Source organism: Arthrobacter sp. efr-133-TYG-118, from assembly GCF_030209755.1.
In the GTDB taxonomy this organism is placed as follows: Bacteria; Actinomycetota; Actinomycetes; order Actinomycetales; family Micrococcaceae; genus Arthrobacter.
Map to the genome: position 1 here is coordinate 141422 of NZ_JARVRH010000022.1, position 23453 is coordinate 164874.

At 64.3% G+C, this 23453-nt stretch carries 14 protein-coding genes and 2 tRNA genes; 3 read left to right on the plus strand and 13 right to left on the minus strand.

Annotated features, from left to right (window positions below; all coding sequences use genetic code 11):
• Positions 1 to 79: 79 nt before the first annotated feature.
• From QRN59_RS17610 to QRN59_RS17625, 4 genes are all read right to left on the minus strand, one after another.
• Entirely contained in the window at positions 80 to 1051 is a 972-nt protein-coding gene (locus QRN59_RS17610; RefSeq protein ID WP_284983764.1) for an electron transfer flavoprotein subunit alpha/FixB family protein, read from the minus strand.
• 13 nt (positions 1052 to 1064) lie between these two features.
• Positions 1065 to 1832 carry an electron transfer flavoprotein subunit beta/FixA family protein gene (locus QRN59_RS17615; RefSeq protein WP_284983765.1) on the minus strand — a complete coding sequence of 256 codons (768 nt, stop codon included), beginning with the start codon at positions 1830 to 1832 and terminating at the stop codon, positions 1065 to 1067.
• 184 nt (positions 1833 to 2016) lie between these two features.
• Positions 2017 to 2388, minus strand: a complete 372-nt coding sequence (locus QRN59_RS17620) for a VOC family protein (protein ID WP_284983766.1) — start codon at positions 2386 to 2388, stop codon at positions 2017 to 2019.
• A 183-nt stretch (positions 2389 to 2571) separates the two neighbouring features.
• The gene (locus QRN59_RS17625) at positions 2572 to 2865 is read right to left on the minus strand and encodes a hypothetical protein (protein ID WP_284983767.1); all 294 of its coding nucleotides are present in this window, start codon (positions 2863 to 2865) and stop codon (positions 2572 to 2574) included.
• Positions 2866 to 3421: 556 nt separating this feature from the next.
• Between QRN59_RS17625 and QRN59_RS17630 the strand changes: the two genes are divergently transcribed.
• A complete protein-coding gene (locus QRN59_RS17630) occupies positions 3422 to 4549 on the plus strand; it encodes an IS1249 family transposase (RefSeq protein WP_284983768.1) in 1128 nt (375 codons plus the stop codon).
• 104 nt (positions 4550 to 4653) lie between these two features.
• Here QRN59_RS17630 and QRN59_RS17635 read toward each other — a convergent pair.
• The 4 genes from QRN59_RS17635 to QRN59_RS17650 form a co-directional block, all read right to left on the minus strand.
• A tRNA-Met gene (locus QRN59_RS17635) sits at positions 4654 to 4727 on the minus strand.
• 347 nt (positions 4728 to 5074) lie between these two features.
• Positions 5075 to 5148, minus strand: a tRNA-Met gene (locus QRN59_RS17640).
• A 231-nt stretch (positions 5149 to 5379) separates the two neighbouring features.
• The gene (locus QRN59_RS17645; protein WP_284983769.1) at positions 5380 to 8382 is read right to left on the minus strand and encodes a UPF0182 family membrane protein; all 3003 of its coding nucleotides are present in this window, start codon (positions 8380 to 8382) and stop codon (positions 5380 to 5382) included.
• A 133-nt stretch (positions 8383 to 8515) separates the two neighbouring features.
• Positions 8516 to 9724: a YlbL family protein gene (locus QRN59_RS17650; RefSeq protein WP_502871076.1), complete on the minus strand. Its 1209-nt coding sequence runs from the start codon at positions 9722 to 9724 to the stop codon at positions 8516 to 8518.
• Between the two features lie 225 nt (positions 9725 to 9949).
• Here QRN59_RS17650 and QRN59_RS17655 point away from each other — a divergent pair, with 225 nt between their 5' ends.
• Positions 9950 to 11395 carry a zinc-dependent metalloprotease gene (locus QRN59_RS17655; RefSeq protein WP_284983770.1) on the plus strand — a complete coding sequence of 482 codons (1446 nt, stop codon included), beginning with the start codon at positions 9950 to 9952 and terminating at the stop codon, positions 11393 to 11395.
• 14 nt (positions 11396 to 11409) lie between these two features.
• On the opposite strand, the gene QRN59_RS24570 is transcribed toward QRN59_RS17655, so the two are convergent.
• From QRN59_RS24570 to nudC, 3 genes are read right to left on the minus strand one after another with little or no spacing between them, the layout of a single operon-like run.
• Positions 11410 to 12030, minus strand: coding sequence for a M48 metallopeptidase family protein (locus tag QRN59_RS24570; RefSeq protein WP_350225244.1), 621 nt, complete (start codon positions 12028 to 12030; stop codon positions 11410 to 11412).
• A gap of 8 nt (positions 12031 to 12038) precedes the next feature.
• Positions 12039 to 14171 (minus strand): ATP-dependent DNA helicase UvrD2, encoded by a 2133-nt coding sequence (locus QRN59_RS17670; protein ID WP_284983771.1) that lies wholly within the window; start codon positions 14169 to 14171, stop codon positions 12039 to 12041.
• A complete protein-coding gene (gene nudC, locus QRN59_RS17675; RefSeq protein ID WP_284983772.1) occupies positions 14168 to 15154 on the minus strand; it encodes an NAD(+) diphosphatase in 987 nt (328 codons plus the stop codon). Before nudC ends, QRN59_RS17670 begins: the two co-directional genes overlap by 4 nt.
• A 143-nt stretch (positions 15155 to 15297) precedes the next feature.
• On the opposite strand from nudC, the gene QRN59_RS17680 reads away from it, so the two are divergent.
• Complete coding sequence (locus tag QRN59_RS17680) at positions 15298 to 16521, plus strand: macrolide 2'-phosphotransferase (RefSeq protein WP_284983773.1); 1224 nt, start codon at positions 15298 to 15300, stop codon at positions 16519 to 16521.
• A 34-nt stretch (positions 16522 to 16555) separates the two neighbouring features.
• On the opposite strand, the gene QRN59_RS17685 is transcribed toward QRN59_RS17680, so the two are convergent.
• Both QRN59_RS17685 and QRN59_RS17690 read right to left on the minus strand, forming a co-directional pair.
• Positions 16556 to 20101, minus strand: coding sequence for an ATP-dependent helicase (locus tag QRN59_RS17685; RefSeq protein ID WP_284983774.1), 3546 nt, complete (start codon positions 20099 to 20101; stop codon positions 16556 to 16558).
• Entirely contained in the window at positions 20098 to 23364 is a 3267-nt protein-coding gene (locus QRN59_RS17690; protein WP_284983798.1) for an ATP-dependent helicase, read from the minus strand. The genes QRN59_RS17685 and QRN59_RS17690 overlap by 4 nt, the downstream gene beginning before the upstream one ends.
• Between the last annotated feature and the right edge of the window lie 89 nt (positions 23365 to 23453).

The window sequence follows — 23453 nt, forward strand, 5'->3', positions numbered from 1 at the left end:
CCTCTCGGAAGAACTTTGCAATCAGGGACGCATCAAGCTAACAGGCTTTGGACCGAAGCGGCCAAAGCCTGTTACGCCGTCAGTTTGAACGGGCTTTGACGGCCTCGATGAGTTTCGGAACCACAGTGAAGATATCGCCAACAATTCCGAAGTCGGCCACCTCAAAAATGGGCGCGTCCTCGTCTTTGTTGATGGCCACAATGGTCTTGGCAGTCTGCATGCCTGCGCGGTGCTGGATGGCTCCGGATATTCCCAATGCGATGTACAGCTGCGGGGAGACGCTCACACCGGTCTGGCCTACCTGGGCCGTCTGGGCGATGTATCCGGCGTCGACGGCGGCGCGTGACGCACCGATCGCCGCGCCCAAGGTGTCGGCGAGCTGTTCGACCAGCACAAAGTTCCCGGACGAGCCCAAACCCCGTCCGCCGGACACCACTGTCGCGGCAGTCCGAAGCTCTGGCCGGACGGAGACGGCGGCATCGTCGTTGAACTGGTCAATGACTGCTGCACCTTCTGTTCTGGCTTCCAGGGACACCGTCTGCAGGTTTGCCGTGGCTGCCGGAGCCTGGCCTTCGATCGCTCCCTGCCGGATGGTCAGGATGGGCAGCCCGCCTTTCACCACGGACTCGACAGTGTAGGCCCCGCCAAACACCGAATGCTGGGCAACAACGGTTCCGTTGTCGCTGCGCACCTGCACGACGTCGGCGAGCACGCTCCCGCCGACCCGCACAGCAAGCCGGGCGGCGGCTTCGCGGCCGTCCACCGAGTTCGCGGCGAGGACGGCAGCCGGCCCATATGCGTCGACGGCCCCGCTCAGGGCATCCACGGCGGGTGACACCAAAACAGTGCCGGCGGCAGCTGTCACAGCCAAGTAGATCCTTGCTGCGCCCAGCTCACCCAGGCGCGCGACGTCGTCGTCCGACAGGGGCGCAGGCGACACGACGACGGCGACCGGCGAGCCCAGAGTGGCTGCGGCAGCCAGCAGCCCGCGGGCGGAAGCGGCAATCTCGCCGCGGTGGGAAACTTCAATGAGCGCCAAGACGTTCGACATTTCTTTTCCTTCCTCAGACCAGGCGATTCGCAACGAGGAACTCGGCTAGCTCTTCGGCCGCGGTCCCATCATCGATGAGTTTCCGGCCAGCCGCGCGCGGCGGACGTTCAACGGTGGAGACCACCACGGTGCGGCTCGCGCCTGTCGGGATTCCGAGCTCGGCGACGGACAACGTGGTGACGGGTTTGCGCTTGGCCGTCAGGATGCCCTTGAAGTTGGGAAACCGGGCCTCCGGGAAACGTTCGGTCACGGTGATGATGGCGGGAAGTCCGGCACGGACATTGAGGGTTCCACCCTCGCCCTGGCGAACGCCCCGTACGCCTTCGTCGGCGATTTCCGCGGAGATCAATGAACCCAACAGTGGCAGCTGGAGATGTTCGGCAACCATTGCGGGCACGACGCCGGCGCGGCCATCCGTCGATTCGTTGCCGGCCATCACCACGTCAAACCCGGTTGACCTCAACGCCGCCGCCAGCGTTGCGGCAGTTCGGCCGGTGTCGGCGCCGTCCAGGGAATCATCCACAATATGAACCCCTGAATCGGCACCCATGGAAAGCGCCTTGCGCAAGGACTGGGTGGCGTCATCAGGACCCATGGTCATTGCCACTACTTCGGTGCCTTTGTTGGCATCCTTGATGCGCAACGCGGCTTCGAGGGCGCGCTCGTTGATTTCATCGACCACGGAGTCGGCGGCCTCACGGTCGAGCTGGCCCGTTGCCAGGTCGAGCTTCCGTTCCTCGGCCGTATCCGGCACTTGTTTGACGAGCACGACGATCTTCATTCAACAGCTCCCTCGATGCAAATGGCTGACGCTTGGAATCGAGAATACTAGGAACTCCTAGTATTTACCATGGAGCGAAGGAAGGAATGCTTGGAACTCCTAGTGATTCCTCCGGGAGGCGGGACTTTCTGCGCCGGGCATGGCGATCCGGCCCAGCGGCAGTCAGGCTTTCGAACCGATCGATCTAGCCCTGGCGGATGCCGAGGGTGTTCCCATCGGGATCACGGAACCAAGCGCCGCGGGCGGGGCCGAGCTGGGCAATGTGCCCTGTCGTGGCGAGGGGACCCTCCGTGTAGTCGAGGAACTCCACGCCCTTGGCGGCCAAGTCGCCGACCACAGCCTCGATGTCGCCCACTTCGAAGTGGGCAAGGGTGTGCTCAGTAGCAGTAGGCGGACGCTTGAAGACTGAGACCTCACTGACCGATCCGCACCGGTACCGGACGCCTACCGGAGTTTCCCAGAGGAAGGTCAGCCCCAAGATGCCGCCGTAGAATTCCTTCGCCCGCTCCAAATCCGTGACCGGAATTGTGGCCACGACCATCGTTGCATTAATCAAAGGGACCTCCTCAGGCCGGCCCATTACGTCAGGATGAACGGGCCATTCGGCCCAAGTGTCGTCCTCCAAGAGCCGGACTGTCAACGCTCGAAGCGTTCGAATCGGTGCGGGTCACACCGCCGGACTTTGCCTCAGAGCCGCGCGGAGCGCACCCCCATCGCCGTCATCGCGCTGCAGCGCCCACTAGTTGTGTCCTGAGGGTCCCGGGGATGGGCTGCTGCTTCGCACGGCCATCACCACGCTGACAAGCACCGACAACGCTATGACCACGACGATTCCGGCGAAGTTCGGCTGGAATTCCAAGGCCAGTGCCCCGTTTTCGGTTCCGGCAGTCGCCGTGAAAAGACCCGGCAGGGTCGCCAGGGAAGCCGTCGAAATGGCAATCACGCTTGTGGCCGCGCACAGAATGAACGCCAGGGCCAATCCAACGGCCACGCCGCCTAGGGCCGCACCAGTAATTTTCGAGGCCTTCTTCATCGAAGCTCCTCCCCAAGTCGGTCGGCGCCGAGCACAGCAGTGCTCGTCAAGGACAAAGGCAACAGCAAGTCAGCAGGCGAGAACCCGATCCGTGGCCGGCCAGGCGCATGCTGCCTGACAGTCCCAGAACCAGCATCGATTGACTCCTACTTTCTTGAACTGGCTTAGGGGAAATCCAGTGATGAAACTTTGTTCCCCCACCCAAGAAAATAGCGCGATATTTCGCCTCTCAGTGGTCGAGGTGGCCAAACTCCGTGCAGATTTGCCAAAAATCAGTGTGTTTTTGGGCAATCTCAGTGTGGATCTCGACAGTTCTACGTGTGGAAGGGCGTTTTACACTGACCCCGGAACAGCCAAGTAAGACCGTGTCCAAGACTCCCTAGGCAAGAAGGAGCCGATGTCTCCACTGCGCCTACTTCAGGGTGGAGAAACTTGGGTTATATGACAAAACGTGTGTATGGGATGGGGTTGCTTCCCAGTGTTGGCGGGCGAATTCCGGGATAGCTAAGCTTTGGGAGCTTAGGGTGGCTGGGGTGCTTGCATATCTCTGGAATGTTTGGTCTGCGGTCAGGCGCTGGTACGGAACGGGAAAACGGCGGCCGGCAGGCAGCGCTACCGGTGCTTGGGATGCGGTGCGAGCCGTTCGCGTGAACGCCCTGATGTAAGCCGGCTCTCCGAGCTGGAGGCGTTCCTTGGCTGGTTGATGGGCACCTCGAGCCAGGCACGGACTGCTCCGTTCGGCACGGCCAGGTCATTCCGTCGGCGCACGTCGTGGTGCTGGAACGTCGTCCCGCGGATCCCGGTCACCGGAGAGATCCATGACCAGATCCAGGTCGATGGGATCTACGTCGGCTCGTGGTGCTGCCTGATCGCTGTCTCCGGTGACTACGTGCTGGGCTGGCAGTGGTGTGACACCGAGAAAAAGGCTGCGTGGGCTGCGTTGCTGGAACGCTTCCCGGCCCCGCGGGTCGTGATCACTGACGGTGGCTCCGGGATCGCCGCGGCCTTATCCGAGTGCTGGTCCGGAACCGCTGTGCAGCGCTGCCTGGTCCACGTCCAGCGCAACGTGCGCACCTACCTGACCTGCCGGCCCAGAACCGACGCGGGCAAGGCATTGCTGCGGCTGGGGCGGGCCCTGACGAGGATCAAGGCCCCGGCGGAGGCCGCAGCCTGGCTTGCGGGACTCAATGACTGGCATCAACAGCACGGGCATCTGGTCAAAGCCCGCACCTACCGCTCAACGACCGCCATGGTCCCGGGATGGGTCCGGGCAAACCAGGCCTGGTGGTACACGCACGACAGGCTCCGCAAGGCCTACCGGCTCTTGGAACGCCTCGGACAGGCTGGCACGCTCTTCACGTATCTGGGAGGGGAATACGCCGGGCTGGACATCGCCTCGACAACCAACCGGATCGAAGGCGGAACGAACGCCCAGCTCCGGCTCCTGCTACGCGCCCACCGGGGCATGAGCGAGGAACATCAGAAGCGTGCGATCGAGTGGTACCTCTACCTGCACAGCGAACGGCCCCTGCCGCCAGCCAAGCTCATCAAAGCCCGCCACCACAATCCGCCCAAGCCCAAAGCCACCCCGGCGGAGCAGCAACCCGGCCCCGAGCTCTACAGCACCGGCCTCAGCGCCGACGAAGGACTCTGGCACCGCACAGGCTGGGCAGGACGATCATGACGCGCCCGGGATTTACACACGTTTTGTCCTATAACCCAGAAACTTCGAAAATAGTGTTAAACGAAAGAGTCCGCCCAGCTGGGCGGACTCTTTCGTTTATGTCGTTGCGGGGACAGGATTTGAACCTGTGACCTCTGGGTTATGAGCCCAGCGAGCTACCGAACTGCTCCACCCCGCGTCGCAAAATCAACTCTACCGCACATTAAGGGACGCCTCTGACCACTTGGGTGTGCGCTGCGGCACGTTGCGATCTGAAGGAGCCTTCGGCAGGAGTAACAGCCCTTGGGAGGGGCTATTCTCGCGGGGACTTGGCGCCGTCCCGACCTTGTTTGCTTTGGGAAAGCGCTTGCGACACGGCGAGTCGCGTCATTTTGGCGCCGAGGCGGCTCAAAGAAGGTCAGGACGGAGCTAACGCGTCCGTACCGAGCACACGCTCTACCCATCACCCGCTCCCCCACCAGCGGCATCGGTGGAAAACAAAAAGATCCGGCACAGTGTTTCCACTGTGCCGGATCTTTTCTCCAGTTGCGGGGACAGGATTTGAACCTGTGACCTCTGGGTTATGAGCCCAGCGAGCTACCGAACTGCTCCACCCCGCGTCGCAAGAACTACTTTACCTGCAGGTGAATGTCAGGCCAAATCGAAACGACGTGACCTCCGTCTCCCCGGCCTCATCGGCGGGCGACCTGCTCAGACCGCCCGGCCCAGGCGCCCCTCAGGGCACCCAGCACAGGCCGCCAGATCAAAAGGAAGACCGGGCCAGCCCTGGTCTGGGTTGGCCCGGTCTTGCAAAACCACCAGCTAAGCCGAATTCAGCCAGCTGGAGTTACCTACTTGCTCGGCGAAGGTGACGACGAGGGCGTCGGCAACGGGCTCGCTGACGGGCTGGGACTTGCCGACGGGGCCGGGGTGACACCAAGCCGGGACTCGGCGTCGAGCGCCTTCTGTATTGCCGCGGACAGGATGCTCTGCTGGGCACCGTATCCGGCGAAGTCGCCCTTGGCCAGTGCAGCCTGGCCATCCTGGATGGCCTTGTTGGCCTGATCCAGCGCAGCCTTCAGCTGGGCCTGCGCATCCGCTGCGGCGGGTGGCGTAGTAGTCCCCGGCGGAGTGGGGGTCTGCCCGTTGTTGGCCGAGTCTCCGGCCGAGGCCCCTGAGTCGCCCCCGAAGAGGATCTTCAGCGCACCGTCAAGCGTGGGGGCAAAGCCAACCTTGTCGCCAAAGGCCACGAGTACGCGCTGAAGCGTCGGATAAGACGTCTCACCCGTGGACTTCAGATAGACCGGTTGGACATAAAGCAGGCCCCCGCCCACCGGCAATGTCAAAAGGTTGCCGTTGAGCACATCGGATGCTCCCTGCCTGAGCAGGTTGAGTTCCCGCGACACTTCAGGATCGGAGTTGAACTTGTTCTGGGCTTGGCCGGGACCCGGAACCTGGGTATCCGTTGGCAATTGGAGTAATCGCAACTGGCCATACGTGTCAGCCTTCACCCCCTTCTGGCTACCGGCGTCGGAATCGGCGGCGAGGAAGCCGTACAGGATGTTCCGGGCGGCGCCGTTGACAACCTGTGGAATGAAGGACGACGTCAGCTGGAAGGCCGGCTTGGTCTGGTCGGGCATCTGCAGGGACATGTAGAACGGAGGCTGCCGGACGGGATCCGTGACCGTGGGGTCGTTCGGAACGCTCCACGCGTCGTTGTTCTGGTAGAAGCTGTCCGCATTGGTCACGTGGTAACGCCCAAGCAACTCACGCTGGACCTTGAACAGGTCCTCCGGGTAGCGGACGTGGCTCATCAGCTGTCCGGACATCTCCGAGTACGGCTTGACGGTAGTCGGGAAAATCTTCTCCCACGATTTCAGGATCGGGTCCTGGTCATCCCAGGCGTACAGCGTGACCGAGCCGTCGTAGGCGTCAACAGTGGCCTTGACCGAGTTCCTGATGTAGTTGACGGTGCTGTTCGGCAGGGCCGCCGTGCGCCCGGAGGTCGTCTGCGAATCGGCCGTAGCGTTTCCCAGTTGCTGCTGCTGGGAGTAGGGGAAGTACTGGCTGGTGGTGTAGCCGTCCACGATCCACTTCACACGGCCGTCGACCACTGCGGGATAGGCGCTTCCGTCCACCGTCAGGTAGGGAGCAACCTTTTCCACGCGCTCACGCGGAGTGCGGTCATAGAGGATCTGGGACTTCTCGTTGACGCCGTCAGACAGCAGCAGGTCCGAGGACTGGAACTTGATGGAGTACAGGAGGCGGTTGAACCAGTTGCCCACGTTGGGGCCACCGTTGCCGGTAAAGGTGTACTGCGTTTCAGTAGAAGTGTCCTTGCCGGCCGGTCGGTCCTGTTCCCGGTGCGGAGCGCCATCCGGAGCGCCGACCACCGAGTAGTCCGGCGAATCTTCACCGAAGTAAATGCGGGGTTGGTAGCTCGCATCGCTGCCAAGGGTACCCATTGATGGAATTCCGGACAGCAGGAAATCCGGCTTGCCATCAACGGTGAAGGTATTGCCCTTGGCGGCCACGACGCCGTAACCGTGGGTGTAGACGATATGCCGGTTGACCCAGGTCTGCTGGCTGGCGTTCAGCCCGTCCTGATTCAATTCGCGGACAGCGATCACGGTGTCCTGGGTCTTGCCGTCCACCGTGTAGCGGTCGACGTTAAGGGCTTTGGGGAACTGGTAGTACGGACGGTACTGCTCCAGCTGGGAGAACGCCGAGGAAACCAGGTTCGGGTCCAACAGCCGGATGTTGGCCGCCGTCTGGGCATCCTTGGCAAGGGCCCCGGTCTTGGCGTCCGTGGTGGCGTTGTAGGGAGAAACCTTGATCTTGTCCAAACCGTAGGCGGACCGGGTCATGGCAATGTTGCGGTCAATGTACTTGTTTTCCAGCGTCTGCTCCGAGGGCCGGACTTGGAACTGCTGGATGACCCAGGGATAGACCCCGCCCGCGAGGATGGACGTGATGATCAGCATGGCGGTGCCGATCACGGGCAAGCGCCAACGGCCAATCACGGCGGCCACAATGAAGAGGATAGCCACCAGACCCGCCGCTACGGCCAGGATGGTCTTCGTCGGGATCACGGCGTTGACGTCCGTATAGAGGGCGCCTGCCCAGTGTCCGCCGTTGTTCTGGACGGTGCTGTAGACGTCAAGCCAGAAGTTGACTCCGAGCAGGAGCAGGAAAACGGCCCCGGTCACGGCCAGATGGATTTGGGCGGCACGGCTGGTGAAGATGCCGCGTTCCATGAGCCGGATACTGCCATAGAGGTAGTGGGTAAGGATTCCCGCGATTCCGGCGATCACCACAACGCTCATAAGGAAACCCGTGATAAAGCCAAGGAACGGCAAGGTCATGAGATAGAAGCTGATGTCCAGGCCAAACTGGGGATCGGTCTGGCCGAACGGCACCTGGTTGAAGAACAAAAGCACCGCTTGCCACTGGCTCGCGGCCGCGCTGCCGGCGAAGAGGCCGAACAACACGGGGATGCCGATCATGACCACGCGTCTTACGGGTTCAAGTTGGGCCTGGTAACGGTTCAGGTTGTCCCTGGCCTCGGAGTCCGGAGCGTAGACGGGCCGTGCATGGTAGGCAACGCGGATTGCGTAGAAGACCGGCGCGAACATCAGGACGAAGCCCGCGAGGAAGATCAGTATCCGGGCAAGGTTCTCCTTGAAATAGACTTCAAAGAAGCCCAGTTGCTGATACCAGAGGACGTCTGTCCACACATTGGCGAAGAAAATAAATCCCACCACGGCGACGGCGACGATGATCAAAGTTGGAGTGAGTGCACCCCGTCTCCGCTGCGGTCTTCCGGGCGGGCTGGTGCTGGCTGGACGGGACAAACTCGATACCTCATCGCTGGTCGTCAGTTAACGGTCATCAGTGCGTGTGTTCGTCGGCCCCGGTGCCGGGTGCTAATGGCGGAGGCCGTCATTAGTGCCACGAGTGGCACTGGAGCTAAGTTCCATCATCAGTCTAGTTGTTGGAGCATGTCGGGAGGCGGGACATGTCCTGGCCCGAGGCGAGTCGCTCGACGGCTGATTTTGCGTCCGCCAGAGTGTCCACTTTGACTACCCGCAGCCCGTCCGGAACGTGCCCTACGACCTCGTCGCAATTGGCGGCAGGCGCGAGGAAAAGCGTGGCGCCGCCGCTGCGGGCTCCGCGCATTTTCTGGGCGATTCCACCAATGGGTCCCACGGTGCCGTCCGGCGAAATGGTGCCGGTACCGGCCACATGCTTGCCCCCCGTGAGGTCACCGGGGGTGATGCTATCGATGATGCCCAGTGCGAACATCATGCCGGCGCTCGGTCCGCCCACGTGGTCCAGGGAGATCTTGACGTCGAACGGGAACGTGAACTTGTACTGCAGCAGTACGCCCAGGATGTACTTGCCGTTTGAGCCCTTGCCGGGGGTAATGCTCACTGTCACGGGCTTGCCGTTCCGATCGACGACGACGGCGGCAGGCGCGCCCGCGCCGTCGGCCAGTGCGGTTTGGACGACGTTAAGGGACGTGACCGCCTTGCCGTTGATCGACGTAAAGACATCCCCTGTCTGGAGTTTGCCTGCGGAGGCCGAGCCGTCGGACAACCCTGCGACTGCAAGCTTCTGACCGTACGGAATGTTCTCTTCCTGGAGGGCCGAGGCAACAGCGTTCTCCTGGGAGGTAGTCATGGCAAGCGCGCTTTCCTGTTCGGATTGCTGCTTGGTGACGCCCTTGGGATAGAGAAGTTCTTCGGGGTATACGGCCTTGGAACCGTCCAGCCAGGCTTGGAAGGCCTCGAAAATGTTGACTGGTCCGTTCGGGCCGCCGTTGATGTAGACGGTGGTCAGATCCAGATTTCCTTTGGCGGGATACGTCGCGTGCCCAGTGATGCTAATGACCGGTTTGTTGTGGTCCGTGCCCAGGGTGTTGAACGTCGGTCCGGGGGATTCCACGACGTAGGGAACAGGGAGCACAGCCGCGGTGATACCCAACACAATGGTCAGAGCGCCGGAGACCAGCATCGCGACGTACCGTCCGTCGCGGCGCTGTGCCGGTTGGGGCGCGTCGGCCGGTTCCTGCCCTGGTTCCTGCGTTTGTGCGGAGTCCAGCACCGGGGAATGGCCTTGCGACGTCGGGATGTCCTGGGAGTTGGAGGGGCCGAGAGGCTGTCCGGGTTCCCCGGCAGCTCCGGGGCTCGGCAAACTAGTCAATGAAAGACCTCTCCGCGCCGGGAACCGTGTGCCCTACGCTACCGTTTCGGCCCCTCAGGGTGGAGGCCAGTAAACATACCAACGATCCACCCTACTTTGCTGTGCCCGCCGGAGGTGCTTTGCCTAGAGCGAACGACGCGTTCTTGAGGCAGACAGCCCCCGGGCATCGCGGTACCTTGAAAGTGATCACCAGTCACACCGACGATCGGCGGCACCATGACCTCCAACCCCAATACCCCCTCCAATGGAGACGACTCACCCGTGGATCCCTTGGCAGAAATGCTGAAGAACCTGATGGGCGGGCAAGGCATGGGCAACATCGACCCCGCCGAACTGGCAAAGGCCGCAGGGCTGCCAAACGACCCCAACATGCTGCAGCAGATGTTCGCCCAAGTGCAGGCCATGATGAGCTCCACTTCCGAAGGCCCTGTCAATTGGCAGCTCGCCCACGAGAATGCCCGTCGTGTTGCCGCTGCCGGCACGGATCCGTCGGTGAATGCCGTGCAGGCCCGGGAAGTCGACGAGGCGCTTCGGCTCGCGGAACTCTGGTTGGATCCGGTCACCGATCTCCAGGCAACGGGCCTCATCGGCCGCGCCTGGTCCCGCGCCGAATGGGTGGAAGCCACCCTCGCTACGTGGAAACGACTCACGGAGCCGGTGGCCAACAGCATCGCCAATGCCCTATCGGACGCTCTAACCCAGCAGATGCCGGAAGAAATGAAGGCCATGATGGGTGGCACCTCGTCCATGTTGCAGAACATGGGTGGGGCAATCTTCGGCATGCAACTGGGTCAGGCCATCGGGGCCCTGTCCGCCGAGGTGGTCAGCTCTACCGACATCGGCGTTCCACTCGCTGATCTCGAGATGGCATTGCTGCCGGCCAATGTGGCGAAGTTCGGCGAAGGCCTGAGCGTCCCCGAGAATGACGTCCGGTTGTTCCTCGCAGTCCGCGAAGCCGCGCATGCCCGGCTCTTTGTGCAGGTTCCATGGCTGCGGGGCCATCTCCTCGCGGCGATCGAAGCCTATGCCCGCGGCATCCACATCGACCTGTCCCGCGTCGAGGACCTCGCCCGGGACCTGGATCCCGGCAACCCCGAGGGAATTCAAGAAGCCCTCTCCCAAGGGGTGTTCACGCCCGAGCGCACTCCCGAACAATCGGCTGCCCTGGAGAAACTCGAAACAGCCCTGGCGCTGGTTGAGGGCTGGGTGGACGAACTCACGGCTGCTGCCACCGAGAATGTGCTGCCATCCGCCGTCGCACTCCGCGAGACGGTGCGGAGGCGCCGCGCCACGGGAGGACCCGCTGAACACGCGTTCTCCTCGCTGGTGGGACTCGAGCTGCGCCCGCGGCGCCTGCGCGAAGCCGCCACGCTGTGGGCGGCGCTGAAGGACGAACGTGGAATCGCCGGCCGCGATGCGATCTGGCAGCACCCCGATTTGCTCCCCACGGCGCATGACCTCGACGACCCGGCGGGCTTCACCGAACGGCGCCGCCTGGCTGAAGCCAGCGACACCGAAGTGGATGATGCACTGCAAAAGCTCCTTGAAGGTGGCTACGACGCTCCGAAGGATGAGGGGAACACAGAGGGCACCCCGGAGGCTCCGAAACCTGAAGACGGAGACTCCCCTGACAACACTGAACCCGGGGAGCCCAAGGCCTAGCGCTCCTGAAAGGCCTAGCCGGCGTCGGCGTCCCAGCCTCCGGCTGGTGCGTCGGCGCCTTCTTCATCCGGTCCAAACCCTCGCGACGTCGCAAAAGCGACGCCCTCCAGGAACGCCTTGGCCCGCTGCGTTTCGGGGTACGCCTCGAGCAAACGCCAGAACGCGGCGTTGTGCCCGGCCACCAGCAGATGCGCGAGTTCGTGGAGCAATACGTAGTCGATCACCCATTGCGGCATCGTTTGGAGCTTGTCCGAAAGCCGGATAGTCCCGTCCGCCGGGGTTGCCGACCCCCACCGTGACTTCTGGTTGCTGACCCAGCGGACCGACGTCGGGGTGGCACGCCCGCCTAGATACCTTGAGGAAAGTTCCGCGGCATGTCCGGCAAGGGCTGCATCACTCGCGGGTCTCCGCCTGCCGGCGCCCTGGGCACCCCTCTCCCCTTGGCGCTTGAGCTTGTCCAGCATCCGCCGGACCCATTCGCCCTCCTGCGCCTTCGTGAAGTGGGCAGGGATCGCCACAACGGCGTTCCCGTCCTCCCAGAAGGCCGCCACAGTACGACGGCGGCGGGCCGAGCGACGGACGACGACGGGCGCGCCGTCGTCGGTGGTCAGCGGCAAAGCGGGCTGTCCCGCGATCCGCGGCACTAGGCAGTCCCGTTCTCGACCAGAACTGCCAGCACGGCTTCGCCGTACTTTTCCAGTTTGGAAGGCCCGACACCAGCGAGTTGCGCCAGTTCCTCAAGGGACGCCGGCCGGGCCTCTGCGATGGCCGTCAACGTCGCGTCCGTGAAGACCACATAGGCGGGAACATCGTTGCTCAGGGCCTCTTCCTTGCGCCATTGCCGCAAAGCCTCAAAGGTCTGTTCCTCGTACGTTGGCGGGCATTGGCTGCAGCGACCCACTTTGCGCTCGGCGCCAGTGGCGAGCATCGTGCCGCAGACCCTGCACGACGCCGGTGCTGCCGCCTTGCGCCGTGGCGTGGCGCGGCTGCGCGCGCTGGCTCCGAGCACGGAATCGGGGCGGAGCCCGTCGAGGAAGCGCGAAGGCTTGCGGTTGGCGCGGCCACCAGGCGTGCGGGCCGTGGACCAGGACAGGTTCAGGTGCTCGCGTGCCCGCGTGATCCCGACGTAGAGCAGACGGCGTTCCTCGTCCACGCTCTCGGGGGTGTCGGCGAAGGAAATGGGCATAAGGCCCTCGCTCAAGCCCACCAGGAACACGGCATCCCATTCCAGGCCCTTCGCGGCGTGGAGCGATGCGAGTGTAACGCCTTGGACTGTCGGGGCGTGCTGGGCCACCGAACGCTCCTGGAGTTCGTTGACGAATTCCATCAACGTGAATTCCGGCCCGCGGCTAATTGCGAGTTCGTCCGCGAGGGCCACGAGCGCGGCCAGGGACTCCCAGCGTTCGCGGAGGGCACCGCCGCTATGCGGGGCGGCATCCGTGTAGCCGAGCGAAGCCACGATGTCCCGGACCAGTTGGCCCAGTGGCTCCTTGGCCGAATCCTCGGCTACCGCACGCGTGGCGGCGCGCAGCTGCAGGATGGCGTCCCGGACTTCCTTGCGCGCGAAGAACCGCTCACCACCCCGGAGCTGGTAGCCGATGCCCGCCGAGGCAAGAGCTTGCTCGTACGCTTCCGATTGGCCGTTGGTGCGGAAGAGCACAGCGATCTCGCTCGCCTTGGTTCCGGCGTCGATCAATTCCCGGATCCGGCCCGCGACAACCGCCGCCTCTGCCTCATCGTCCGGGCATTCCATGAACCGCGGTTCCGGTCCGGCCGGGCGCTGGGCCACCAACTGCAGGGGTTTGGCCCAAGCGGCGTCGGCAACCGTTCCACCACTGCGGCGGGACCCGAGGAGATCGTTGGCGAGCTTCACGACTTGGGGCGTGGAACGGTAGTCGCGAACCAGCTTGACGACCGTCGCCGACGGGTAATGGCCCTTGAATCCAAGGAGATGCTTGGGAGAGGCTCCCGTGAACGAATAGATGGTCTGGCTGGAGTCGCCCACCACGCAGAGTTCGTCGCGGCCGCCAAGCCAAAGTTCAAGAAGCCGCTGTTGCAACGGAGAAACGTCCTGGTACTCGTCCACCACAAAGTGCCGGTACTGCTCGCGGACCGTAGCTGCCACTTTCGGGTCTTCCTGAAGGATGCCCACCGTGATCAACAGGACGTCCTCGAAGTCGATCACGTTGCGGTCCGTCTTCACGTCCTCGTAAGACTGGAAAACCCGCGCGACGGCGGTGAGGTCGAAGCCACCCGGAGTGCCGCGGTCTTGGGCGTTCTCAAGGTAGTTGGCCGGCGTCAGCATGGAAACCTTGGCCCACTCGATCTCCGCCGCAAGGTCACGGATGGAGGCGCGATCGGTACTCAGCCGGAGCCGCCGCGCGGCTTCAGCGATCATGTTCGCCTTGTGGTCCAGCAAGTTCGGCAGGACGCCGCCGACCGCCTGTGGCCAGAAGAACTGCAGTTGCCTGAGCGCAGCGGCGTGAAAGGTGCGTGCCTGGACGTTTCCGACGCCGAGATCCCGCAGCCGGCTGCGCATCTCGGCGGCGGCCCGGGACGTGAAGGTGACGGCCAGGAGGCGCTGCGGGCTGTAGACACCGGAGTGCACACCATAGGCAATGCGGTGCGTAATGGCCCGGGTTTTTCCCGTACCCGCTCCGGCGAGGACGCACATGGGACCGCTAAGGTTGCTGGCGACTTCCCGCTGCTCGGCGTCAAGGCCGCCGAGAATCCGGTCCTCGAGCGAAACGGTGTCGCTGAAAATACCGTCTGTCACTGCTGGAGGTCCTCGATGACGCCGCCGTACCAGTGCTCGATCAGGGAACGCGCAATCGAGAGCCTCGTGGAGATCGTGATCTCGCCGCTGAGCACTGCTGCCTGGAGTTCCGCACGGCTGAACCAGCGGGCGCGGGTGACTTCGACGCCGTCGGGCCGGGCCTCGACGTCGTCCGTTGTTGCAGTGAACCCGAGCATCAGCGAGGCCGGAAACGGCCACGACTGCGAGCCAAGGTACTGGCAAGCGGTGACCCGCACACCCACTTCTTCCCCGATTTCGCGAACCACGGCCTGTTCAAGCGATTCCCCGGGCTCAACGAAGCCGGCCAGCGTGGAGTAGTTCTTGGCGTCCAGCGGCCCTCCTCCACCCAGGAGCAGCCTGCCGTCGGAACCGACAACGGTGACGATGATGGCCGGATCGGTCCTCGGATAGTGCTCCGATTTATCCCGCGGGCACCGCCGAACCCAGCCGCCGGCTTCGATTTCCGTGGGAGTTCCACACTGCGGGCAGTGGGTATGGGTGGCATGCCAATTGGAAATGGCGCTGGCCTCGACAAACAAGGCCGTGTCCATGGCACCGAGGCGGGCGGCGACCTCCCGGAATCCCGCCCAGGAGCCGTCGGCCGGAAGGCCTGCGGCTCCAGGCGAAACCGGCTCGGCGGGCACAAAGAGGACGATTGGTGTTTGCTCCGGGACAGAGGAAGCAGCAAGGGTCCGGCCGAGATAAATGGCAGTGAGCGGTCCACCGGCGGCCTGAAGGGTTTCGAAGAGCGGCGCGGCGTCGCCCAGCCACAGCGTGTCCCCCACGACGAGGGCTTGGCGCTGCGACAACACCATGGCCTTGGCCGAACCTGAGGAGATCACTTCGCCAAGCATGCCCGGCGTCAGGCGTTCGGCAGATCCGCGGTCAACCATGGCAGGGCGCACCGGAAGAACGGTATCGATAAGGTGGTTTGCCGGCGCCTGGAACTCGGTGAAACTCATGTACCTACCGTACTGACTCGCACCGACAATTGACATTTGGATCTTTCAGCAATGCACGCCCCTGGATGCTGTTTTCCAGCGGATCTCAAGACTCGCCGCACTACATCGCTGCCAGAGGCGCTTGTCAATCTACCGTGGAATACGTGAGAAGAACACCGTTCGAACTGGCCGCTGTAGCTACTGCGGCGGTGCCCGGCCTGACGCCGATGGCCGCCGCCTCCGCCCCGGACGATGCCGCCGATTTCGATTCGGCGCTTCTGCTGGATTCGGAGGGCAAGCGATGGCGCGTCCGTTCGCCGCGCCATCCGGAAGCCAGCGCCCGGCTGGAGACAGAGTTCATGATCCTGCGGGCTTTCGCGCCGGCGATCCGGGCCGAGCTGCCTTTTCTCATGCCCACTGTGGCCGGAACGGTGCGCCAAGGCGCGCTGAGCACATTTGTCTACACCCACTTGGCCGGGGCCACACGGAGCATCGAAGAGTTGTCGAGCTGCAGTGATGCCTTGGCCAAGGAGATCGGTGCGGCTCTGGCTGCCGTCCATGACCTCCCCCAATCCCTCGTCAATAACGCCGATCTTCCCAGCTACACGGCCAACGAATTCCGCCAGCGCAAGTTGAACGAGCTGGATCAAGCCGCCACCACGGGCAAGATTCCGCCGGCCCTGCTGCGTCGCTGGGAGCATGCACTGGAGGACGTGGCGCTTTGGCGCTTCAACCCGTGCGTAGTCCATGGCGACCTCCACGAAGACAATATGCTGATCGACGGCGACAGCGTGACGGCAGTGACGGGGTGGACCGATCTGCGCATCGGCGATCCCGCCGATGACTTCGCCTGGCTCGTGGCGTCCAACGAACAGCGCTTCGTGGAGTCCGTACTGCGGCACTACACGGAAGCCCGGCGGGATACGCCTGACGGCCACCTGCTGCGACGCTCGGCACTTCTTGCCGAATTCGCCCTGGCCCAGTATCTCGTCAAGGCATTGGCCGCCGGTCACAGTGACATGACGGCAGAAGCCGAGGCGATGCTCAAATCCCTCGCCGACGACATCGAGGAGCAAAATGCGTTGGCAGCCGAGGAGGCCGAGGCCGCCGCGGCGGATATTGCCGCCGCGGCGGATATTGCCGCTGCAGAGCTTTCCGCCGCGGACGGGCCGGCAGCACCGGCAGTTGTCATGGCTTCGGAAGCCAAGGCCTCAGAGGGCGACTCAGCAAAGCCCGCGGTGAGTGTTACGGCCATCCCGGAGCCCGCGGGAGATTCGGCGAACGGCCCCGCCTCCACGCCGGAGGCGCCGTCCGAAGCGGACAACACCTCGACGACGGCCCTCCAGATAGTGGAGTCGGCACCGCTCCAGGACGCCAAGGACCATTAGTCCGTCCCGGCCTAGCTATCGTGGTTTCGGCTACCTACCGGTTTCGCCTGCCTAGCGCGGATGCGATGATCTTCTCCAGTTCATCGGCCGCGCCGAGGTCGTGGGGCCTCACGACGGCGTCATCGGCAACGTAATAGAACGCCGCACTGACCTGCTCCAACGGCACACCCTTGAGGCGCGCCCATGCCAGCCGGTAAACGGCCAGTTGCACGGCCCGGGTCTTGAGTTGCCTCCCGGCCGGGCGCTTGCCCGTCTTCCAGTCCACCAGTTCCCAGGTGCCGTCGGCGCCGCGGAAGACTGCGTCAATCCGTCCGCGCACCACGACGTCCCCGATCCGTGTTTCCACGGGAACTTCGACGAAGGCCGGGGACCGGTGCGCCCATTCTGAATTGCTAAACGTCGCCACCATGTCGTCAAGTCCGTAGGCCTCGTCGATGTGGGAGTCAGAGCCGGGGGATTCGTCGAAATCCAGCATGCCGCTGGTTCCGTAGTATTCCTCCACCCAGGAATGGAAGGCGGTACCTTTGCGTGCAGAGATCCCGGGTTGGCGGGGCACCGGGCGCCGGAGCTGGGCCAGGACCGCTGTGGGTTCGTCTCCCAGGTCGACGAACATCGAGGCAGAGATATGTCCGGGCAAATGGACGTCCTGGACGGGTCTCCGCCGCAACTGCCGTTCCAACAACAGCTCCGCTTCGGCGGCCCAGCCGGCTGCCGCCCCGCGGAGGGGGGTCAGCGAAGCATCGATGACGAGCGGCGAATCCGTCCGCAGTGCCTCGACGGCGTCCCTGACCCGGGTTGCTGCCGCCTCCATGCCGGCCCGCCGCCCCGGTACCAAGCGGAGCCGTTCCCCCGTACGAGGGTCGCTCGGACCTTCGAGCGGATCATAGGGGAAGGTCGCCACCTCCGTGCCGACGGTCAGGGGGCTCTCAGTGGGCAGCGCGTCTTCGCTGAGGGACCGTGGATGAATGGCAGCGGCCGACGCTCCGCCGGCATCGTTGCCTGCCTCGCCAGCAAGTCCTGCCAGCTCAGCAAGAAAAGGTGACGTCTCGGCAATGCCTGCCCGGGAACCATTCCACGCGGCGCTCGATGCCCACAGGACGAACTTTGCCCGGGTATAGGCAACATAGGCGAGTCGCCGCTCTTCGGCCTCGCCGTGGTGCTGGACTTCCGATTTGAAGTCCTTTTCGGCGTCCAGCCAGCCCTTTTGGTCCGGCTGGTCCAGATCCCATTGAGGGAGATCCGCCCGGTCGCCACGGAGGGGCCATGGCAGGGCCGCGGTACCGCTGCTCCACCGGGAGTCCCGGTTGCTCGGGAAGGCCCCGGCGTTGAGACCGGGAACAAAGACAACGTCCCATTCCAAGCCTTTGGAGGCGTGGACTGTCAGTAATTGCACGGCCTCGTGGTTCACCTCGGCGTCGGCCATGTCCAGTCCGCCTTCCTCCGATGCGGCCGCTTCAAGCCATCCCAGGAAAGCCAATAGATCCACTCGCTGCGAAGTCTGCAGGAAACCCGCCGCGGCATCATGGAATGCGTCCAGGTTCCGGCGGGCTTGGTGGATGCTTGTCCCGGGCTTGGCAGCGACCTCAATGTCCAGCAGCATGGCACGTTCCACTTCGCCGATCAGCGTGGTCAGATCGTCTCCGATGAACCCCCGCAGGTTGCGAAGCTCCGCAGACAGCCGGCCAAGACGGTCCAAAGCCGCCGCGCTGAGGGAGCGTCCATGGCCGGAAGTCCACCCGGGGCGTGGCAGGAAGTCCAGCGCTTCCACAAGGCTGGCCGCATCAGTAATGTCGCTCTCGACGACCGTCTCCATCGGGCTTTCGTCCGCGATTGACGCATCGTCTGCTGTGCCGTTGCCTCCGGCGCCGTTGTCTCCAGCGCCGCCGTGGGATCGCCGCCGGGCAAGGAACTGGGACCAGTCACGGAACGCCATCAGATCTGCAGTTCCGATCCTCCACCGGGCACCTGCCAGCAAACGCATCAGGGCATCGGAACGGCCGGGATCGGCGAGGACCCGGAGCGCAGCCACGAGATCCACTACTTCAGGGGTGTCGAGGAGCCCGCCGAGGCCGACTATTTCGTACGGGATCCCTTGGACCTCGAATTCACGCCGCAAGCACTCCATCTGTGCCCGACGGCGGCAAAGCACGGCCATGGTGGGGGAAACCGGCGTACCGTCGGCCGCGGTTTCGAAGACCGTGCGCCGGTAGCGGCGGACGTCCCGCCCGATCGCGGCGGCTTCGTCTTCGTCGGTGGCAAATCGTCCGAGGACAACGTTGCCGTCCACGGCTGCGGGGCTCGGCTGCAGCGCAGGCACTGCCACGGAACTCTCTTCGGCCCTGGAGCCCGGGGCTCCCTCACTAGCAGCGGCCTTGTTGAGCGGCGCGGAAATGACGTTGGCGGCGGCCAGGATGTTGCGCCCGTTCCGCCAGGCAGTGGTCAAGTACGAGGTGGGTGCGGTGGCTAGGGATGCCGTTCCGAAACTGTCTTCGACCCGGACGGGAAACTCCTGCACAAAGTGGAATAGTTGGCCGGCCGAAGCACCCCTGAACCCGTAGATGGATTGGTTGGGATCCCCCACCGCCGTCACTGCGTGTCCGCCCCCGAACAGGCGGGAGAACAGGACGAGTTGCGCGTGCGAGGTGTCCTGGAATTCATCCAACAGCACGACCTTGTAGCGGGCCCGCTCGGTGGCAGCCGCCAAGGGTATGTCCTGGGCAATCTTCGCGGCGAGCGCAACGAGGTCGCCGAAGTCTAGGACGCCGCGATTCCTCTTGGCCTCTTGGTAGCGCCCCACCATGTCCGCAACGCTGGCCCTGGTCCGCAACATGGCGCCGAGATCGCCGGCAGCTTGGCTTGGGTTCTTTTTCGCCGCGGACATATAGGGCAATTGCGCGAATTCGGACACTCGGTCCATCAGCCAGCGCTGAACCTCGCCGGGTTCGCGCAAGTGTTCGGCGCATTCGCCGGCCAACTGCATCACGGCGTTGACCAACGTGGACTTTGCAGCGGTGAAGTGTTCGTAGTCGCCGTCGTACGCTTCGACCACCTCGCTCGCAAGTTGCCAGGCCTGGGCGCCGCCGAGAAGCACCACATCGCGCTCGATACCCAGCCGCAGGCCGTAGTCGGATACGATCCCGCTGGCATAAGAGTGGTAGGTGGACACTTTGGGTTCAAGCTCATCTGAGCCTGCAACCCCGTCCGGGAAGCCGTACCGCCCGTCGTCCGAGGACGCGATACGCTGCAGGGTGGCCAATTTGGCGCGGATACGGCTGGCCAGCTCCCCTGCCGCTTTACGGGTGAAGGTGACGCCAAGGACTTCTTCGGGTCGAACCCATCCATTCGCGACGAGCCACACCACACGGTCCGCCATGGTTGCGGTTTTCCCGGATCCGGCGCCCGCGATGACCAGCCGGGGGGTCAACGGTGACGCAATAATGGCGGATTGCTCGTCGGTGGGACGGTTCCGTTCGCCGAGGATATCGGCCAATTCGCCGGGCGCGAATCGAGGTGCCGGCAATACCGCGGCATCTTCAGCGGCTTCTCCGGCCTCGATTCCCGGGAGTGTCTGGACGGTCATTCTGTGACCTGCTTTCCCCTGGCGCACAATGGGCAGATATCGGGCAGTCGGCAGCCGTGGCCCCCATGGCTGCCTTTTGAGGGATCGTGGCGTGCTTCGAAGCTTGCTCCGGCCATGAGCACGGCGGCTTCGCCGACAAGGTCCTGTGCCCAGTTATCTCCCGGGTCCAGGGGCTCCTGCACTTGCACCGCCGGCGTCTTTGTCTTGGTCCCCAGCTGTGCCAGCACGGCACCGCCGGGAACAAGCCCCGGAACAGACAGATCCTGGAATGCCCCGTGCAGTACCGCCGCCTGATACGCACCAAGCTGGGGGTGCCTGGCGAGTTCGGCCTTGCCTGGCTGGCGTTTGCCCGTCTTGAGGTCGACAATCACCAGCCTCCCCTCTGCGTCTATTTCCAGACGGTCCACTTGTCCCCGAAGCACGGCATTCCGGACAGCATCGGAATCCTCGGCAACGTGGCCCAGGCGCACCTCGGGAAGCGGAACCTCGAAGTCCGCTTCGACCCCGGCCAGGCTTCGGCCCTCGCTCCGCATGACAAGCACGTATTGGGCGAGTTTCCGGACCATCTGCTCTGCTCGTTGGAAGTCCAGCCGGCCCTCCCAGTTGTCCTTCATGCCCAGTGTCGGCCAGCGACGCACGAGTTCGGCGACATACTCAGCGCCTGACGCATCGGGCAACTCCTGGGCAATCGCATGGACCAAGGTGCCCAGGCTGCGGGCAAAGTCGGTAGCGGCTTCGCCCCCGGCCGCCTGGACAAACCAATCCAACGGCGATTTGTGCACAGTTTCCACCTTCGAAGGAGAAACGAACACGGTGCCTTGCGCCGGGACCACCGGTTCCTCGCTGCTGAGTCGTGCCAGTCCCCACCAGGAATCCGGATGTGCGCCCGGCACTGCGGGCTCTGCGGTGGCGAGATGTGCCAGCACGCGCGCCGCTTCGGCGGCATCCTCGGCCACGCCCGGGCGGGCAAGCGCGGCGTCGTCCGGCTGAACACGCTGCCGCAGCTCAGCCACCAAGGCACGCAGGGTCATGGGCCTGCCTACCGGTGTGTACTCACGTTGGTACTGTCCCGGTTCCAAAGGCGCCACGTAATCGAGAAAGGCCGACTGCTGCTCGTCTTCGGAAGAAACCGCCGTGCAGATGAGGACTTCCCGGGCACGCGAAACGGCCGTGGAGAAGCTCCGCAGTTCGTCGTAGCGGATATCCCGCAGCCTGCTGAGGGGCCCGCGCTGCAAGGCGTGTTGAACTCCGTGCTCCACGGCATCGGCAAACAAAGTACTGCCGAGGAGTTCACCCCGGAGCCTGGTGTTGGGCCAGACGCCTTCCTGCAGGCCCGCGACGATGACCACGGCCCATTCCCGCCCGGCAGCGCTGGCCGGCGTCATGAGCTCCACCGCTTCCTCCAATTGGGCCCTGGCGGCAAGGGTGTCCATGGGGAGTTCCTGGCTGAGCAGATACTCCAGGAACTGTTCGGGACCGGAGCCTGGGAGCTGGTCGACATAGCGCTCGGCAGTGTGGAACAGGGCCATCATGGCGTCAAGGTCCCGGTCCGCGCGGGCGCCGGCCGCGCCGCCGTCGAGCGCCATTTCCGTCCAGCGCGAAGCCAGACCGGTGGCTTGCCACAACGCCCACAACACTGTCTCCGCGTTGGCTCCGGGTTCGGCAGCCGCCGAACGTCCCGCCGCGATCATGCGGGCCAAACGCCGTGCCGAGCTACCCTCGATACCCAAAGACCCCAGCGCCCCCGGCTCCAGCAACGCTTCAACCAGCAACGCATCGCTGGAGCGCCCGCCACCGCCCAACAGCTCCTCCCGGCGCAGGGACTGCCGCAAGCGGCGCAACTCGATGGCTGTAGCCCCGCCGATCCTCGACGTGAGGAGAGAGACGGCGGACTCAGGCGTCAGCTTGGCTGGATCGAGCACCACTCCGTACACCTCAAGCAGGGGACGAACTGCCACTTCGTCGCGGACCGCCGAATCCGCGACGGGAACGCGGACCGGGATTCCCTGACCGCTCAGGTAGCGCTGCAGTTGCGCCAATTGCCCACCGTTGCGCACAATCACTGCAATGTCGCCGAACTCGTGGTTCTCCCGCAGCTGTGCTTCGAGGATGCGTTGTGCCACGTAGCGCAATTCGTGGACGGAGGAGGGAAGGACATGTGCTTCCACCCGGCCCGCCGCCTGACTACCTCCGGAACCAGCCTCCTCCGCCGATGCAGGAAGTGGGTCAAGACGCCGGGCCAATTGGCCTCCCGCACGCTGCGAGATTCGCGCAGCAACGCCCGTCCACGCTTTTGCGACGTCGGGGAGGTGCCGGTGTGTGTGCCTTAGCGGAAGCTCCCGCACGGTGCCCGCAAGGCCTCCGAGAAGCCGCGGCAGTTCGGCGACGAGGTCTGGCCGGGCACCGCGGAACCCTTGGACCACGGTGTCCGGGGAGGACGCCACCAAAACGTCCTTTCCTTCTCCGATGTCTGCGAGCAGTTCAAACACGGCAGGGTTTGCCTCTTGGACGTCGTCCACCAGGATCAACTGCAGCCGCTCGCGCTCTGCCGCCAGGAATCCGGGCGAGTCCTGGAAGATCTGGCGTGCCGCGGTAATGATTCCGGCCGGGTCAAAGGCTTCCGGCATGCGCAGGTCCAAGACGTCGCGGTACTCCGAATAGAGGTCCGCGGCAGCAATCCAGTCCGGTCTGCCGCATTCATAGGCAAGCGCCGTGAGGTCTTCGGCAGTGCGGCCGGATTCGATGATCCGGTCGAAGAGCTGCCGGATCTCCTGCCGGAAACCGCGAGTGGGCAATGCCGCGGACAAATCCTGCGGCCACGGGAGTTCAAAACCCGGCCGGGCGTGCCCCTCCAGCAGTTCCTTGATGATGAGGTCCTGTTCCGGCCCCGAGAGCAACTTGGGTGACCGCTGCAGCGGCAGCACGCCCTCGGCTTTGGCTCGCCGGATCAGATCGAAAGCGTATGACGCCCAGGTGCGCGCCGGCGTCGTGCTCAAGCTACGGTCCAACCGCCCCGTAAAGGTGTCCCGCAACGCCGACGCTGCATGCCGGCCGGGTGCGAGAATCAGGATCCGTTCCGGATCAACGCCGTCACGCTGGACCCGCCGGACGGCGGTTTCCACCAGCACGGTGGATTTTCCGGTGCCCGGCGCCCCAGGTACCAGGACCGGCCCGGATCCGTGCGGGAGGCCGACGACGGCGGCCTGGTCCGCGGACAACTCCGGGGCTGCGTAGTGGACCTCGCGCGGGGGAAGCAGGCGCAAGCGGACGGGCGCCTGCCGCGATGGTGCTTGCGGCTGCTGTTCCTGTCGCGGTGCCGGTGTTGCTTCCTGCGGTGTGGCTTGAGGTGTCG

Excerpts from the sequence above, each read along its gene's own strand:
- QRN59_RS17685 (WP_284983774.1), bottom strand. The coding sequence starts at position 20,101 with ATGACCGTCCAGACACTCCCGGGAATCGAGGCCGGAGAAGCCGCTGAA.
- QRN59_RS17615 (WP_284983765.1), bottom strand. The coding sequence starts at position 1,832 with ATGAAGATCGTCGTGCTCGTCAAACAAGTGCCGGATACGGCCGAGGAA.
- QRN59_RS17610 (WP_284983764.1), bottom strand. The coding sequence starts at position 1,051 with ATGTCGAACGTCTTGGCGCTCATTGAAGTTTCCCACCGCGGCGAGATT.
- QRN59_RS17625 (WP_284983767.1), bottom strand. The coding sequence starts at position 2,865 with ATGAAGAAGGCCTCGAAAATTACTGGTGCGGCCCTAGGCGGCGTGGCC.
- nudC (WP_284983772.1), bottom strand. The coding sequence starts at position 15,154 with ATGAGTTTCACCGAGTTCCAGGCGCCGGCAAACCACCTTATCGATACC.
- QRN59_RS17655 (WP_284983770.1), top strand. The coding sequence starts at position 9,950 with ATGACCTCCAACCCCAATACCCCCTCCAATGGAGACGACTCACCCGTG.